This window comes from Martinezella sp. CNPSo 3890 (assembly GCF_057784455.1).
The window spans coordinates 82,585-97,646 of record NZ_JBXSOR010000005.1 but is presented as its reverse complement, the minus strand read 5'-3'; the positions used below and the strand labels follow the sequence as shown (position 1 = coordinate 97,646).

Here is a 15,062-nt window from a genome sequence, read left to right as displayed (position 1 = left end):
GCTCTTGGCGATGGATCACGAACCTCGGCGCTCGCCCCCGTCAAAACCAGCGAAATCGCCTCTGACGATGCCGTGCCGCTGGAGCTTGTCGTAGAAAGTCTTCCTGGGAATGCCGAGCGCTTCGATAGTACGGCGCACATCGCCATTGTTCTGCGACAGGGTTGCGCGAATGAGTTCGGCTTCGTAACGTTCTACTCGAACCGGCAAGGGCAAACCTTCGTCCGCCGCCGGTACCTCGCCGGATTTTGCCGTTGTTGCCGATTCGAGGCCGAGCACGAAGCGCTCGGCAAAATGCGAGAGTTCGCGAACGTTGCCCGGCCAGTCGTGCTGCTGCAGATGGCGGCGCACTGCTGTGGATAGGACCGGCACCTCGCGCTTGAAGCGGCCGGCGGCGCGATCGGCAAAATGGCCGAAGAGCAGCGGGATGTCATCGCGCCGTTCACGCAGTGGCGGAATGGAAAGTGTGACGACGTTGAGGCGATAATAGAGATCCTCGCGAAAATCGCCGCGTTGGCGAGGATCGGCGAGATCGACCTTCGCCGCCGCCACGACGCGAAGATCGACAGGGCGGACTTCGTTGGTGCCGAGCGGCGTCACCTCGCGCATCTCAAGCACGCGCAGCATCTGCACCTGGATCGCCGGCGGCATGCTTTCGATCTCGTCGAGAAACAGGGTGCCGGAGCTGGAATATTCGATGCGCCCAACGCGCTTTTTCTGCGCGCCGGTAAAAGCGCCGGGCTCATGGCCGAACAGCTCGCTTTCAATCACGGTTTCGGGCAGGGCGCCGCAGTTCAGCGCGACGAAATTACCCTTCGCGCGCCGGCTCCAGCGATGCAGCAGGCTCGCCACCACTTCCTTGCCGCTGCCGGTCTCGCCCGTGACAAGTACATCGACATCCGTATCAGCGATCTGCCGCAGCGTATAGCGCAGCCGCTCGATGGCGGGTGTCTGGCCAATCAGAGGCAGATCGCCCTGCGCCTGCTCCGCCGCTTGCCGCAATGCCCTATTCTCCAGGATGAGCCTTCGTTTCTCAGCCGCGCGTCGCACGCTTTGCACCAGCCGGTCCGTGGCGAAGGGCTTCGCGATGAAATCATAGGCGCCGTCCTGGATCGCCTGCACCGCCATCGGAATATCGCCATGACCCGTCATGAGAATGACCGGTAGATCAGCGTCGAGCGTCTTGATGCGGGCAAAGAGCTGCTGTCCATCCATCTGCGGCATGCGGATATCGGAGACGACAACACCCGCAAAACCGGCGTCGAGAACAAGAAGCGCTTCGGCTGCAGCAGAGAAGGCGGATACGGCGAAACCAGCCAATTCCAGCGTCTGTTTCGTCGCCCTCAACAGATCCTTGTCGTCGTCGATGAGGAAAACGGGGAAACTCTCATTCATGGTGTGGCCTTGCGCAAATGGACGGTGAAGCGTGTGCCGCTGCCATTGCTCTCGACATCGATCCGGCCGCCATAGTCGACGACGATATCTTTTGAAATGACGAGACCAAGGCCGAGACCCTTTTCCTTGGATGTATTGAAAGGGGTAAACAGCGAATCGAGGATCGTCGTTGGAATACCGGGGCCGTTGTCCGAAACCACGACCTCGACCTCATCCAAAGTTTCGCGCACCGACACCTCCACCTTGGCCTGATCGCGGCCTTCCAGGGCTTCCAGAGCATTTTGAAAGAGGTTGATCAGCACTTGTTCCAGCCGGATGCGCGTGCCGACAACACCGAGCCCCGTTGGCGGCAGCTCGATCTTCAACGCATCCAGGCGGCCGGCAAAGCGGCTCCGCAGCAGAACCACGGCTCCCTCGATCACGCTTCTGAGGTCGACCGGCTCTGGGGCAGTCCTTCCCTTGCGGGCGAAGGCTTTCAGTTCTTCGGTGATCGTGCCGATACGCTCGGTCAGCGCCGCGATCGCCGAAAGGTTTTCCTTCACTGGCTCTGTCTGCTGCCGATCAAGGAAGACATTGGCATTCTCCGCATAGGCGCGGATCGTCGCGACCGGCTGATTGATTTCATGCGCGACGCCGGCGGCGACCTGACCCAGGATGGCAAGGCGATTGGCTTGCACGAGATCCTGCTGCACGCCTTGCAGCTTGGCTTCCGTCGCACGGTGGTCGGCAATTTCCGCCTCCAGCCGGTCGCGGGCCTGGCTGAGATCCTCCGTGCGCTCGAGAACCCGGCGTTCCAGCTCCTCGCGCGCGATCCTGCTGATGGCGATCTGCATGGCAGAAACATCGCGGCGACGCAGCAGGAAAGCGGCGAATGCGAGGATCGGCAGAAGGACGGTCAAGGCAAGGAAGCGCGTCTCGCGCACGGACGAGGCGATCGCCTGATCGGTCGGGATCAGGTAGCCAAGCTGCCAGGGTGTTGATGGAACGGCGACCGTCAGCCGCAAATATTCCGCAGCGCTGCTTCCAGGCAAAATGGCGCGCACGATGGTTGCATCCGGGCCGACTTTTTCGGGGTGGCTGACCGGAAGGGGCGAAAGCGGTGCCGCGCCGAACTGCAGGCTTTTTCGAATGGCATCGGCTTCCTCGCGCGCAAGAGGGGTGGTCGTCATGAAGCGCCATGAGGGCAGGCTGGTGATGAGCACGACACCGCGTTCGTCGGTCACGTAAGCGGGGCGGCCGGTCTCGCTCCAGTCGGCCTCCAGCTGATCGAATTCCATCTTCACCACAACGACACCAAGCGCGGAGCCGACATCGCCAACGCGTCGGGAAATGTAGAGGCCGGGACGATTGCTGACCGTGCCGAGCGCGTAATGCTCGGCGGTTCCCGTTTCCATGGCTTTGCGAAAGTAATCGCGGAAAGAATAATCATTGCCGACGAAGCTCAGCGGCTCGCGCCAGTTGCTGGAGGCCATAGCAACGCCGTCCTTGCCGGTGACGTAAAGGACGGATGCGCTGGTGCCGGAGACGAGACTTTCGAGCTTGCGATCCAAGGCGACGACATCGTCGATGTGCTTGTCAGCGAGCGCATCTCGCACCTGCTGATCATCGGCCAGCAGTAATGGCAAAGCGCGCGGACGTTCGAGGACCGCGCGCAGCAGGGCAACCTTGAGGTTCGCATCCGTGTGCCCCTGCCGCTGCAGCGTTTCTATTGCCGAGAGCCGTCCATAGAAATTCGCGCCATAAAGGCCAGCCGCAATGATGGCCGCACTTAGAAACGCGAACACGAACCAGACCCGGCGGGAGCGCCGGCCCAGTTGCTCGGGCGTTAGAAATCGTTCGTTGGCCGGGCGCTGCAGCATTGCCGTATTGTGCATGATTTCGCGCGCCCCGCAATTCGATCTGTGCGGATAGTCGCACAGATCGATGATCTTGGATCAGTGTCGGAAATTAAAATCTAACAAAAGCAAAGTGTTAAAATCAAGGCGTGTATCTGGCACGGTCATTGCAAAGAACGACGGAACAGTCGGAGGCTGTTGAATTCTAGTCGTCGCCCGGAGGGCCGAGAGATCGGTTGGGCTTAACGGAGGACATCATGATTGCTCCTATCGCTGCCGCGGAAACGCGCGCCAAGGTTCCCTTTTACCGGCACCTCTATGTGCAGGTTCTGACCGCCATCGCCGCCGGCATTCTGCTCGGTCACTATTATCCGCAACTCGGCACATCGTTGCAGCCGCTCGGCGATGCCTTCATCAAGCTGGTGCGCATGGTCATCGCGCCCGTCATCTTTCTAACGGTCACGACCGGCATCGCCGGCATGTCGGACCTGAAGAAATTCGGCCGTGTCGTCGGCAAGTCGTTCATCTACTTCCTGACCTTCTCGACCCTGGCGCTGATCGTCGGTCTTATCGTTGCTAACGTCGTGCAGCCGGGCGCAGGCATGCACATCAATCCGGCGACGCTGGATACCAAGGCCGTCAACAACTATGCGGCGCAGGCCCATGACGCGTCGGTCGTCGGCTTCCTGATGAACATCATTCCGGATACGATCGTTGGCGCTTTCGCCAAGGGCGATATTCTCCAGGTGCTGTTCTTCTCGGTCGTTTTCGGTATTGCGCTTGGCGCTGCCGGCGAACGCGGACGCCCGGTGACGGATTTCCTCCAGGCACTGACCACGCCGATCTTCCGTATGGTTGCCCTGCTGATGAAGTTCGCTCCCATCGGTGCCTTCGGCGCCATGGCCTTCACTATCGGCAAGTATGGTATCGGCACGATCGCCAATCTGGCTTTCCTGATCGGCACCTTTTACGCCACCTCGCTGCTGTTCGTTCTCGTCGTGCTCGGGGCCGTCGCCCGCTATAACGGCTTCTCGATCCTGGCGCTGATCCGCTACATCAAGGAAGAGCTGCTGCTGGTGCTCGGCACCTCGTCGTCTGAAGCCGCATTGCCGGGCCTGATGAACAAGATGGAGCGTGCAGGCTGCAAGCGCTCCGTCGTCGGCCTCGTCATCCCGACGGGCTATTCCTTCAATCTCGACGGCACCAATATTTATATGACACTGGCGGCATTGTTCATCGCCCAGGCAACTGATACGCCGTTGTCGCTGGGGGATCAGGTCCTGCTGCTGCTGGTGGCAATGCTGAGCTCCAAGGGTGCCGCCGGCATCACCGGTGCGGGCTTCATCACGCTTGCCGCCACCCTTGCCGTCGTGCCTTCGGTTCCGATCGCCGGCATGGCGCTGATCCTCGGCATCGACCGATTCATGTCGGAGTGCCGCGCCTTGACCAATTTCGTCGGCAATGCGGTAGCCACGGTCGTTGTTGCCCGCTGGGAAAACGAACTCGACCAAACCAAGTTTGCCGCCGCCATGGCGGGGCAATTGAGCGAAGAAATCGAGGTGCCTGCCCTGCAGGCAGCCGAATAAGCTTCGCATGTCCTCCCAAGGATGAAACGGCCCCTTCGGGGGCCGTTTTTTCGTTCGGTGCCGTTCGATCACAGTTTCGTGTAGCACTCTCAGATGGCTGATCCTTCCGCATCATCAACAGCCGCCTTCATAAAACTGTCACCGCAGCGGCTCACAGCATCATACGGACAGTTGTGAATTTCGACGAAACCCAAGCGAGCAGGAGAGCAGCGTGTCACAGACGATTTTTGTGAGCGCGGGCCGGCCAGTTTCGAGGGGCGTGTGCGTCGATCGACCGTGTCGCGAGTAGCGCGCATGGCTTTCTCACTTTCAGCGCAGCAAAAAGCCTTGCGACGGTCGGAGAGCTTTCTGTCCGAGCTTGCCGGTCATGCCGACGAGTTGCTGCACGGCCAGGTCCATGAGCAATATGCCGCCATCTGCTACAGGAAGGTGCCCGAAGGCGACGATGCCGAGATGCTCGTCGTCACAAGCCGGGAGAGCGGCCGATGGGTCGTTCCCAAGGGTTGGCCGATCAAGGGCAAGAAGCCGCATGAGGTTGCCGCCATTGAAGCTTATGAAGAAGCCGGCGTGCGCGGCAAGGTGAAGAAAAAGCCCTTTGGCTATTTTACCTATCTGAAGCAGCTTGCCGACGGCAGCCGCGTTCCCTGCATTGTCCAACTGCATCTGCTGGAGGTCGACCAAACGCTCCAGGACTTTCCGGAGCGAGGCCAACGCCGCGTCGAGTGGGTTTCCTTCATCGAGGCAGCCAATCGTGTGCGTGAACCGGAACTCAAGGGGCTCCTGCTTGCGGCCGAGCGGAAGGTGCGCAAGGCAAAAGGCAAGAAATGATCTTCGTCGTTACAGGGTGACGTTCACAGCCGGGCGGGCGGCGGCTGACGTCGCAGGACGGCGTGCAGTGCCGTTCATTCCTCTGTAACCGTGACGTGTTGTCGCTATCACAGAATATTAAATCGCGACATTAGCCGAGAGCCAGGCGATTGGCAGCTATGCGCTTCCGTGCTTGCCCTCGCCGCATTGATGCCTATATTGACGCAGCGTTCGGCCGTGTCTGTTTAGGTCGATATGCCTCATGGCTGCAATAGCTGCCTTCACCCGGCAACGAATTGGCCGGCGGACTTTGGAAGGAGAAATTTCATGTCCATTACTCCGAATAATATCGATAGTTCAAAGGTTTCTACGGTTCCTGATGGTGAGATTGCTGCTGCTGTGCGGCAGGCGCGTGAAGCCATCGGTTACACGATTGACGACCTCTCGGAGACCTGTGGTCTGACCAGTGGGGAGATCACGGAAATCGAGGCTGGTACCGAGGCCGATCCGGCGAAACTTCGCCGCATTGCGACCGCATTGCAGGTTCCGCCATCGACTTTCTTCATCGTCTGAACAAGCGGCGCACTTCGGTGCGCCTCTTCAATTCGGCGGCTCGCGTTTCGCATTGGCTTTCCATGCCGATCGTCGCAATCGAAGAGCGCATCGTCTCGCTTTCGCAGGCACATGCGTCTGCAACTGTATGAGCAACGTCTTGGGACGGGCTTGCAATGCTTCCGGCACCGAAAGCTGCCGGAATGGCAATCGCAGGTGGATTAGGCGACATTTGAAGTTGCCTATGCAGCTATAGATGTAGGTGTGGCTGCTGCATCGAAGAGATGCAGCTTCGATCACAGGACCGTTCGTTGGCCTTTTAAGCGAAAATTTCCATATTTATACATTGAAAATAAGCCAATATCGCCTGGTTTTATGAGTATTTTCGCTTTCTGTTGTCGCGATACTGGTCAAATTCGTTTCAAAGTTTTAATCTATACGGGTCAATTGCGTTTTATTAGTAGTACTTTTGCCGATACAACATATCGCTGCTATGCAGTGGGACGGGTTTGACGGCGTTTATTGGGACAGATCGGCATGGGGCGGAATGATAAGAGTTTTGGTGCCGACCTCGATAACGGTGCACAGCTTGTTAATTCGGTCCCTGATGATGTTTTCACTCCTCGAACGAATGTAGATAGCCGCCTGGCCTCGCCGCCGGAGCCGCAGGCGGGACAGGGGGGGCAGGACCGGACGCGGGCCGAAGAAGACAAGCTCGCAGCCCTGGATAGGATTGCTCGGGATATGACCTTGCTGGCCACACTGGTGACGAGGCGCCGGCATGCAAAATCCGAAAACGCCGCCGATCAAGATCAATCAACCTCATTCGACGCCTCGGATGAACCCGCAGGGCTGGCATTCGCGCCGCTCGGAATTGCAGCGCAGGATGGGGACGAGATTCATTCCATCAATTCGATCGCACAGGCCATCGAATATCTGACGACGAAATGGCCGATACGCTACGGAGATGCGTTTGAAGAAGCGTTGCAGGCCTGCGTCGACGGCGTCAAAGGCAGGCTTTCACCCGAACAGGTTCGCTCTGCCTTCCTCAAGGCGGCTGGCGCCGCCCGCATGCATATAATTCCCCGAGGCGATTAAAACCTCTCGGTTTGTTTGAATTTGCAGCATGCGAACAAGCAGGCGTCTTGGAGCATGCCGGGATAAAAGCTACTGACTGGCGAGTTGCGCTTGTTGCAAGCGAGGAGGCCCGACCGCTGCTTGAAGCAAACAACCAGGCCTCCCGACCATCGCAAATTGGCGGTTGCGATAGTTCCAAAGATGTGGCTTGTCGCCGCTACATCGTCCATACGGAAAGCGGCGCGGGAGGTCTGATTGCGCCCCACGTTGGAAAGTCGATTTCACAGTAAGCCAATACCTAATGCCATCAGGCTGCATGTTTCGGAATGCTCCAGCGGCAACATGATCGCTCTGCCTGTCTTCCTGGGCGCCGTTGCGGAGATTGACACACCAAATGTATGCAGGCCGTGATTTGCCAGCATGCTCTTTATCATATGTCCGTTCATAGGGAGAGGAGTTGGGCGCAGTTGGGAGGCCTGACGTTCCTTCTAGGGGTCCGCCCCGTCAGGCCTCCCAGCGCAGCAGATGACTATCTGCGGTAGCGATAAAAACTCGCAGAACGGCGTTCTGCCTGTCTATCGAAAGCGACATATCACACCCGATCGCGTCACTCGGAAGCCGCCGCGGCCAGCCGCCCTTGCGAACGAAGCGAAATTGCCGCGCTTCGTTTCATACATTCCGCGTCCCCGGCAGACGCGAAGCCATCCATCTCATTCTGGTTGTAATGTTTTTGCCGCCGCGATTCCGGCATTTTGCGGTGCGTCAAAGTATAGAATCAATATGCTCTCAATACATATTGCGACAAAACTATACAAATAAAGCTTATATATAGAAAATATTTATTAGTGACTACGTATTTACAGCTATAATCACGTCTATATTATGGCCTCAACGTGGACTTTCGCAAGTTACATGTTGAATCTCGTGAATTCCTTCGAGGAGAATTTTCGAATGCGCAAGTTTTTGGGGACTACGGTTTTCTTGTTGGCGACGGTTGCGGGAAGTACCGTCTATGCAGCAGATCTCGCAACTTCCACACCGCCTCAAGCTCCCGTCGAGGCGGCGCCGGTATTTTCGTGGACCGGTTTCTATGTCGGTGTGAATGCCGGCGGCGGTTTCGGTGGTAACGACGATGTCGGGTTCCATTCCTTCGGAAGTTACCTTGGCAGATTTGGCAAGCTTGAAGGGTCCGGTTTCCTCGGAGGTGGCCAGATCGGCTACAACTACCAGTTCGACCCCAACTGGGTAGTCGGCCTCGAAGCCGATTTTCAGGGTGCTGACATCAGCGATTCCTTCCGAAACGGCACCGCAAGTGCATCTTCCAAGATCGACTGGTTCGGCACTGTTCGCCCCCGCATCGGTTACGCCTATGACAACACCTTGTTCTACGGAACCGGCGGCTTCGCCTATGGACACGTCAAATACAAGGGCGCGTTGGCTGGCGTAAGCTTCGACGACGACAAGACCGAGACGGGCTGGACTATCGGTGCCGGTGTCGAACACGCTTTCACCGACCATGTGACGGCAAAACTCGAATATCAGTATGTCGATTTCGGCAGCAGCAAATTCGGGGGGGATACCCTCAATACCAAAGGCAGCCTTGACTTCCATGCCGTTCGGGTCGGCCTGAACTACAAGTTCTGATCCAGTTTTGCCTTAAAAGACAACATGTTAATCTGTCGGAGAGGATAATAACATGGCTTTGATTGGCATCAACCTAATCAACAATGGCACGACTACGATTGATAGTAGCAATGCCGGCACTCCCTCGGATAGCATCCAGCTCAATCTGGTTGCCAACGGTACGGTGATTGTTGACGGCGTTGATGTCGATATTAGCAGTATCGTCGGCATCGACGGGGCTTCAAATACAACGATCAAAGCGGTTAGTGGTGCGAATGTGACGATCAATGCCGGCCCCGCAAATGTCGGGGCCGCTTCGACCTATACTTATGCGATAGGTGCCGATTCGAGTATTACGGCGAATGTGAGCCTGCTTACTGCCGATCTTTTGAACGGGGCTACCGTGGATTTTGCCGATGCAAAAGGTAGTGGGCTGTTCGCCTACGATCCGGGCGGCATCAATTTGAGCCTCTCGACCCCGCCGAACGTCGTAAACGTTCAATCGGGAGACAGGATCGAGGTAGTAGGCTCGAACGTTGTCTCTCAAACAGGGAATACCGTCACCTTCTTCGGCGGTCTCTTGAACGCGGTACCGTTTGGCTCCTATACCATACCCATGGGTGTCACCTATACCTACGATGCCAACGCGGACAGCCTGACTTTTACGAGCTGCTTCCTGCGTGGCACACTCATCCGCACACCCGAGGGAGATACTCCGGTCGAAGATTTACGGGCCGGCGATCTTGTGGTTACGCACAAAGGCGTCGCGGAAATCAGATGGGTCGGACGGCGTCGGATTGATCCGAAGGCGATCGATAAACCACGCGATACCCTTCCGGTTCGCATACAGGCGGGCGCCCTTGCCGAAAACGTCCCTTCCCGGGATCTTTACGTTTCGCCCGACCGTTGCATGTTTCTAGAGGAATCGTTGATTCCAGCAAAGTTCCTCCTCAACGGTACGACGATCACGCAGGAGACGACTTTGGTGCCGTTCGAGTATTATCATATCGAACTCGAACAGCATTCGATCATTCTTGCCGAAGGCGCACAGACCGAGACATATCTCGCTCTCGGTGGTCGTATGTCCTTCCTTGAGCCCGGCGTACTGCGGTTCGGTTCCTTTGCAAGTACAGCAACGCGCACCTGGAACGACTGGTGCTATCCGCCAGTCTATGCCGGCAGAGTGCTCCAGCAAGCTCGTATGTCGATTGAAAGGCGGGCGATGGAAATGGGCTATCGCGTCCGCGAAGCTGAAGCATCCTGAGAGAAGAATAATGCCGCCATAAGACGATGCTGTTTCGTCCTATTTACTAAATCGGGATCGGGTTGACGGACGAGCTTCGATCAAGAGCTGTCGGTTGGTCTAAAAGACACGCGGATTTTCTCCATCCCGCGTCCTTCCCATTTTGACTATCTGCCGCTTGGCCAGGAAGACTCGCTTATCTGTTGTTTTACAAGGGGATACTCATCAACTTTCCCGTCGACATGACGGTATGAGGATACCTGCCGATCTTATGGTCTATAACGCGCTCTTCCCGGGTGCGCGGGTCAGGGTTGGCGCAATAATCGAGCATTGCTGCAGAGCCTGAGCATTTCGCGCTGCGTAGCCGATTTCAATCCGAGCGAAACCGCATTCTCAAACCTCAAAGTCTTGTCGAGAACAGCTGGCGAACGACCCATCGACAGCATCTAAACGATAAGCGAGGTAACCCGACTCTCCACCCCGACTGACGCTGCAACTATCTGACAGCGCGTGTGATTCCGCTTTGAAAGTCAACTACGCTTCGGAGAAAACAGAAAATATCTTTATTAGACTATGATTATAGAGATTTTGTCGCGTTTTATACTGTCGTGACGGGATTGGTGTGGCAGGGGCGGGATTGCCTGGACAAGAGTGTCGATGGTCTTTGCATGCTCTGGAGTTCCTCGCGCTGCGGCGTTGGCAAGGAGATGTGCGAAGGGCGAACCGAAGCTCCATCGTCCTACGCGATGAGGGTCAGCATAGACTAGTTCTGAACTCGTTTACTTTAACGGAGCAAGAAACATGGCGGAAGGCAATTATAGTGCCACCACAGCGAGTGGCGTACAGTATAATCTGACCTACAACCCTGGCGGCCCACTCGGGATAGGTGCAAATTACAACCTCACCATCACCAACCCTGACGCTACGACTACAACGGTAACCAATATTGCGCCAGGCAACGTCGCGACACCGGTTAATGGCACCAGTTCGCTGTCTATCCTCTCGGTCCTTGGGAACACCAACTATGTGGTGGCCCCCGGCGCGACGGCAACCGTCAATATTACCGCTGCGCTATTAGGCTCGTCCACGGTCTATGTGGGCGGCAACGCTACCATCAATTCGGGTATTAGCGCCCTGAGCAGCATGACCGTCATCGTTGACGGCGGCACCGCCACCGCTGCCGGCGGCTCGGTCCTCGGAGCGCTGAGCGGCTTGAATGTCGATATCGAGAATGGCGGCACGTTTACCAACGGAACGGCCTTGATAAGCGCGCTGAACGGCACGACCATCAACTTCGGAGCCGGTGGGGGCACCTTCGTCGCGAACGCCGGTGGCGCGGTTCTCGATCTTTCGTCGACGACCATCAATAGTTTCGATGCCGCGACGGACAAGATCGAGTTTCAAGGGCTGGCAGGATCGGTGGATCACTACACCATCACTTCGAGCGGCGGCTCCCAGACGATCAGCCTTTTTGACAGCAGCAACAATCCTCTCGGAAATGTCAGCGTTGCCGGTACCAGTTTCACGACCGGCACTTTCATAGCCGGCCAGGCAGGTCCGCTGACGATCACTGCGAATGGCGCAGCGATAGACATTACTCCGGTGGCGACGCCCTGCTTCGTTTCCGGAACGCTTATCCTTACCGCGCGCGGCGAGGTCGCCGTCGAAGATCTGAGGGTTGGCGACCTGGCGATCACGGCGACCGGCGAAGCCCGTCCGATCATTTGGATCGGCAGCAAACGGGTCGAACGGCCGGTGCGCAACGAGTGGCCGGTCCGGGTTCGTGCCGGCGCATTCGGCGATAACCTGCCCGCTCGCGATCTGCTGCTGTCCGGCGGCCATGCGGTGTGCGTGGACCTGATGGGCGAAGTGTTCGTGCCGGTTGGCGAACTGGCCAATGGCGCGACGATCGTCCGCGAGGAGTGGCCCGAGGTCACATATTGGCACGTCGAACTGGAAAGCCATGATGTGCTGATGGCAGAGGGCCTGGGCTGCGAGAGCTACATGGAAGTGGGCAATCGCGCTTTCTTCGGCAGGGCTTATGGCCGTCTTGTCGAGGTCGACGCCGCTCAACGTGTGGCCGAGAGCTTCACCCGTTATGCCCGCCCCTTCGTCGACCGCGGTGTCCTCGTCGAGGCGATCCGCGAGCGGTTGATTGCGCGGGTCGAGACACTCGGCTGGAGCCGGGCTGCGGATATGGACCTGCATATGCTGGTCGACGGCAAACGCGTGGAGGGACAGATCGACGGCGACCTCGCCCGGTTCATCTTCCCGGCTTCTGCCAAGACGGCGAGCCTGGTGTCGCGGACCTTCTCTCCCGGCCGCGAGGTTCGTGCGCTCGGCGTGCGGTTCGAGAGCCTGCGTATCTTCGATGGTCTCAAGACGGATCGCGACGTTGCCTTGAACGGCCTCGTCGGCCTTCATCCGGAAGAGATCGCTGCAGGTTGCAATTGGTCCTGGACCAATGGTCACCTCGTGCTGCCGGCCACACTGTGGGCCGATTGCAAGGGCCACGTGATCCTGCGCCTGACAGGCTATGCGGAAGCCGGCCAACCTTGGGTGGCGCCGGAAGAAACAGACGTCGCGGGGCTCCGCGCCGCTTGAGGAAAGCCCATCTTGCGGCGGTCCACCTTTGGACCGCCGACAGAGTGAGGAGCTGTTCAGCAGCCGGAGAGGGATGGGATCGACCTATCCGTCTCCGGCAAGAACCGGCGGAGTTGCGAGCGCCGACGAACCATCGCGGAAATCCCCTTAGCCATCGCGATCAACCTGACCCAACAAACCGGGCGAGATTTCATGAACATTTTCCGCAGCAAGGAAGAAATGAGAAACGTCGTCAGTGAGGCAGACGTCGCGCGGGATTCGCGACTGTGGCAGAAAGCGGCCGACCTCTATGATGAGCATTTGCAGACCAATCCCGAGGACACGGGGATTTGGGTTCAGGCGGGCAACTGCCTCAAGGAAGCGGGTGACTACCGCGAGGCAGCCAAGCGCTACCAGAAAGCTCTCGAGCTCAACCCGGATGATTCCGATATTCACCTGCAGCGCGGACACTTGCTGAAGCTCACCGGACGCATGGGCGAAGCAATCGAAAGCTACAAGCGCTCGGTGGAATGCAACCCCGGCAACCACGACGCCGTCATCGAACTCGTGGCAGCGGGCGCCGCTGGCGACGTCTTCTCAGATTTCAGCGCCGAGAGCGAAAAAGCGTTAAAGACCATCTGGCTCGACGTCACCGACCTCATGGAATATGCTCAGCACAATAAGAGCCTGAGCGGAATTCAACGCGTCGTTGCCAACCTGGTCCTTCATATCGAGTCCGGTATGTTCGGAGATTACCGCGTTATCCCGGTGATCCCCGAGTATGATCGCCATCGTATTCTCGCCGCGAGCCCGGCGGCACTTGCGACGCTTGTTCGCCAGTTCGATGTCCCGATTGTCGATCGCAGCATGGTCGATAAGGCAATTGCCGCCGTCTTCGACGCGCGCTTCGAAGTTTGGCCGACGCAGGATGATATATTCGTCGTTGCGGGCGCTTTCTGGATCTATCCGCATTACGATGTCATGCGGAAGCTTCGTGAAAAAGGCATGCGCTTCTGCGTATTCATCCACGATCTCATTCAGATCCGGAATCCCGAATATGTCCAGCAGGCTGCCGTCGACAAGTTTCAAAGACAGCTGATCGACGTATTGTCGGTTTGCGATTTCGTTCTGGCGAATTCGGAGTTCGTCGCATCCGAAATCAGGGCCTATTTCAAGGAGCGTCTCAACTTCGAGCTGCCCGTCAAGGCAATTCCGCTCGCAACGGAACTGCGGAAGACACAGAAGAAGACCAGGATCCTTAATACCAACATCCTCGGCATGGCAGAGGAGGAATATGTCCTCTGTGTTGCAACCATCGAGGTTCGCAAGAATCATATGTACCAGATCCGCATCTGGGAACGTCTGATCCGCGAACTGGGCGAGAAGGCACCGAAACTCGTCTGGGTGGGCAAATGGGGTTGGCAGATCGACGAATTGCGCCACCATCTGGCCGCTCACGGTTATGTCGGGGACTGGCTCTACATTTTCAACGACATCTCGGACGACGAGCTGGAATATCTATACCGGCATGCTCTGTTTACGACCTATACAAGTTTTGCCGAAGGCTTTGGCCTGCCCATCGGCGAGAGCCTGAATTACGGCAAGCCCTGCATCGCCTCCAACGCCACCTCGATGCCCGAAGTTGGAGGGCATTTTGTGCGTTACATCAATCCTTACAACATCGAGGACGGCTACAACATCTTCAAGCAGGTCATTGTCGATCGCAAGGATCTGGCCGACTGGCAGCGCGATATCGAGCAGAATTTCGTGCCAAAATCGTGGGATGCGTTCTGCTCCGAGCTGTTCTCGACGGCGATCGACATGAGTGTTGGGCTGGGAGATCAGCCCGGCCGTTTGAATTGCCGCCTGCCTCGCAACGAGATCATCGAAGGCGGCGACACGGCGCTATTGCGGATCGCCGCCGAAGGCCGGCGGATCGTTACCTTTCGCGCAGCGCGTGACTCTGGCTGGTTCGCTATGGAGGATTGGGGCGTCTGGGCAAGCCAGCGCCGCTCCCGGCTTGTGTTCGATAGCGAACTCGCCGAGGGCCAGAAAGTGCGTATCTACCTGGAGGTGATGTGCCCACCTGGCAGCCAGAACATTGTTTTGATCACCGATGCCGGAGGGGAAACGTCTTCCTTCCAGGTGATCGACCGGCCGACCTACATTTCGTTCGAAGGTGTTGTCGGACCGCAGGGGAGGGTGACGGTCAACCTGCTGACGAGGGGCAGGTTCGGCGATACGGGCGCTCGGTCATGCCATCTCGGGCTTTCAGCCGTGGCGTACTGCGATGGGGCGGCCCCACTGGAACGAGTGGGTTTGTTGGAGAAAGTCATGCTCCAATCGCAGCTAGGCCGAAACTGA

The 15,062-nt window shown here is 57.7% G+C and carries 10 protein-coding genes; 8 read left to right on the top strand and 2 right to left on the bottom strand.

Going from position 1 to position 15,062, the window contains the following annotated elements; genetic code table 11:
- Positions 1 to 15: 15 nt before the first annotated feature.
- Together AC13RC_RS15055 and AC13RC_RS15050 are read right to left on the bottom strand one after the other, a co-directional pair.
- Positions 16 to 1,392: a sigma-54-dependent transcriptional regulator gene (locus tag AC13RC_RS15055; protein WP_488557618.1), complete on the bottom strand. Its 1,377-nt coding sequence runs from the start codon at positions 1,390 to 1,392 to the stop codon at positions 16 to 18.
- Entirely contained in the window at positions 1,389 to 3,266 is a 1,878-nt protein-coding gene (locus AC13RC_RS15050) for a sensor histidine kinase (RefSeq protein WP_488557617.1), read from the bottom strand. Before AC13RC_RS15050 ends, AC13RC_RS15055 begins: the two co-directional genes overlap by 4 nt.
- Before the next feature lie 218 nt (positions 3,267 to 3,484).
- On the opposite strand from AC13RC_RS15050, the gene AC13RC_RS15045 reads away from it, so the two are divergent.
- The 8 genes from AC13RC_RS15045 (at position 3,485) to AC13RC_RS15010 (ending at position 15,062) form a co-directional block, all read left to right on the top strand.
- Positions 3,485 to 4,813: a dicarboxylate/amino acid:cation symporter gene (locus AC13RC_RS15045; RefSeq protein ID WP_112724414.1), complete on the top strand. Its 1,329-nt coding sequence runs from the start codon at positions 3,485 to 3,487 to the stop codon at positions 4,811 to 4,813.
- A 294-nt stretch (positions 4,814 to 5,107) separates the two neighbouring features.
- Positions 5,108 to 5,641: an NUDIX hydrolase gene (locus AC13RC_RS15040; RefSeq protein WP_183809223.1), complete on the top strand. Its 534-nt coding sequence runs from the start codon at positions 5,108 to 5,110 to the stop codon at positions 5,639 to 5,641.
- Between the two features lie 306 nt (positions 5,642 to 5,947).
- Positions 5,948 to 6,193: a helix-turn-helix domain-containing protein gene (locus AC13RC_RS15035; RefSeq protein WP_488557616.1), complete on the top strand. Its 246-nt coding sequence runs from the start codon at positions 5,948 to 5,950 to the stop codon at positions 6,191 to 6,193.
- Between the two features lie 516 nt (positions 6,194 to 6,709).
- On the top strand, positions 6,710 to 7,270 hold the full coding sequence (locus AC13RC_RS15030) for a DUF982 domain-containing protein (protein ID WP_488557615.1): 561 nt from the start codon (positions 6,710 to 6,712) through the stop codon (positions 7,268 to 7,270).
- Positions 7,271 to 8,200: 930 nt separating this feature from the next.
- On the top strand, positions 8,201 to 8,893 hold the full coding sequence (locus tag AC13RC_RS15025; RefSeq protein ID WP_183809224.1) for an outer membrane protein: 693 nt from the start codon (positions 8,201 to 8,203) through the stop codon (positions 8,891 to 8,893).
- Positions 8,894 to 8,945: 52 nt separating this feature from the next.
- Positions 8,946 to 10,136, top strand: coding sequence for a Hint domain-containing protein (locus AC13RC_RS15020; protein WP_488557614.1), 1,191 nt, complete (start codon positions 8,946 to 8,948; stop codon positions 10,134 to 10,136).
- Positions 10,137 to 10,916: 780 nt separating this feature from the next.
- Positions 10,917 to 12,719 carry a Hint domain-containing protein gene (locus AC13RC_RS15015; RefSeq protein ID WP_488557613.1) on the top strand — a complete coding sequence of 601 codons (1,803 nt, stop codon included), beginning with the start codon at positions 10,917 to 10,919 and terminating at the stop codon, positions 12,717 to 12,719.
- Positions 12,720 to 12,911: 192 nt separating this feature from the next.
- Positions 12,912 to 15,062, top strand: coding sequence for a tetratricopeptide repeat protein (locus AC13RC_RS15010; RefSeq protein WP_488557612.1), 2,151 nt, complete (start codon positions 12,912 to 12,914; stop codon positions 15,060 to 15,062).

What these genes read in the sequence shown, in the direction of transcription:
- AC13RC_RS15055 (WP_488557618.1), bottom strand. Translation starts at nt 1,392, where the DNA reads ATGAATGAGAGTTTCCCCGTTTTCCTCATCGACGACGACAAGGATCTG.
- AC13RC_RS15050 (WP_488557617.1), bottom strand. Translation starts at nt 3,266, where the DNA reads ATGCACAATACGGCAATGCTGCAGCGCCCGGCCAACGAACGATTTCTA.
- AC13RC_RS15045 (WP_112724414.1), top strand. Translation starts at nt 3,485, where the DNA reads ATGATTGCTCCTATCGCTGCCGCGGAAACGCGCGCCAAGGTTCCCTTT.
- AC13RC_RS15040 (WP_183809223.1), top strand. Translation starts at nt 5,108, where the DNA reads ATGGCTTTCTCACTTTCAGCGCAGCAAAAAGCCTTGCGACGGTCGGAG.
- AC13RC_RS15035 (WP_488557616.1), top strand. Translation starts at nt 5,948, where the DNA reads ATGTCCATTACTCCGAATAATATCGATAGTTCAAAGGTTTCTACGGTT.
- AC13RC_RS15030 (WP_488557615.1), top strand. Translation starts at nt 6,710, where the DNA reads ATGGGGCGGAATGATAAGAGTTTTGGTGCCGACCTCGATAACGGTGCA.
- AC13RC_RS15025 (WP_183809224.1), top strand. Translation starts at nt 8,201, where the DNA reads ATGCGCAAGTTTTTGGGGACTACGGTTTTCTTGTTGGCGACGGTTGCG.
- AC13RC_RS15020 (WP_488557614.1), top strand. Translation starts at nt 8,946, where the DNA reads ATGGCTTTGATTGGCATCAACCTAATCAACAATGGCACGACTACGATT.
- AC13RC_RS15015 (WP_488557613.1), top strand. Translation starts at nt 10,917, where the DNA reads ATGGCGGAAGGCAATTATAGTGCCACCACAGCGAGTGGCGTACAGTAT.
- AC13RC_RS15010 (WP_488557612.1), top strand. Translation starts at nt 12,912, where the DNA reads ATGAACATTTTCCGCAGCAAGGAAGAAATGAGAAACGTCGTCAGTGAG.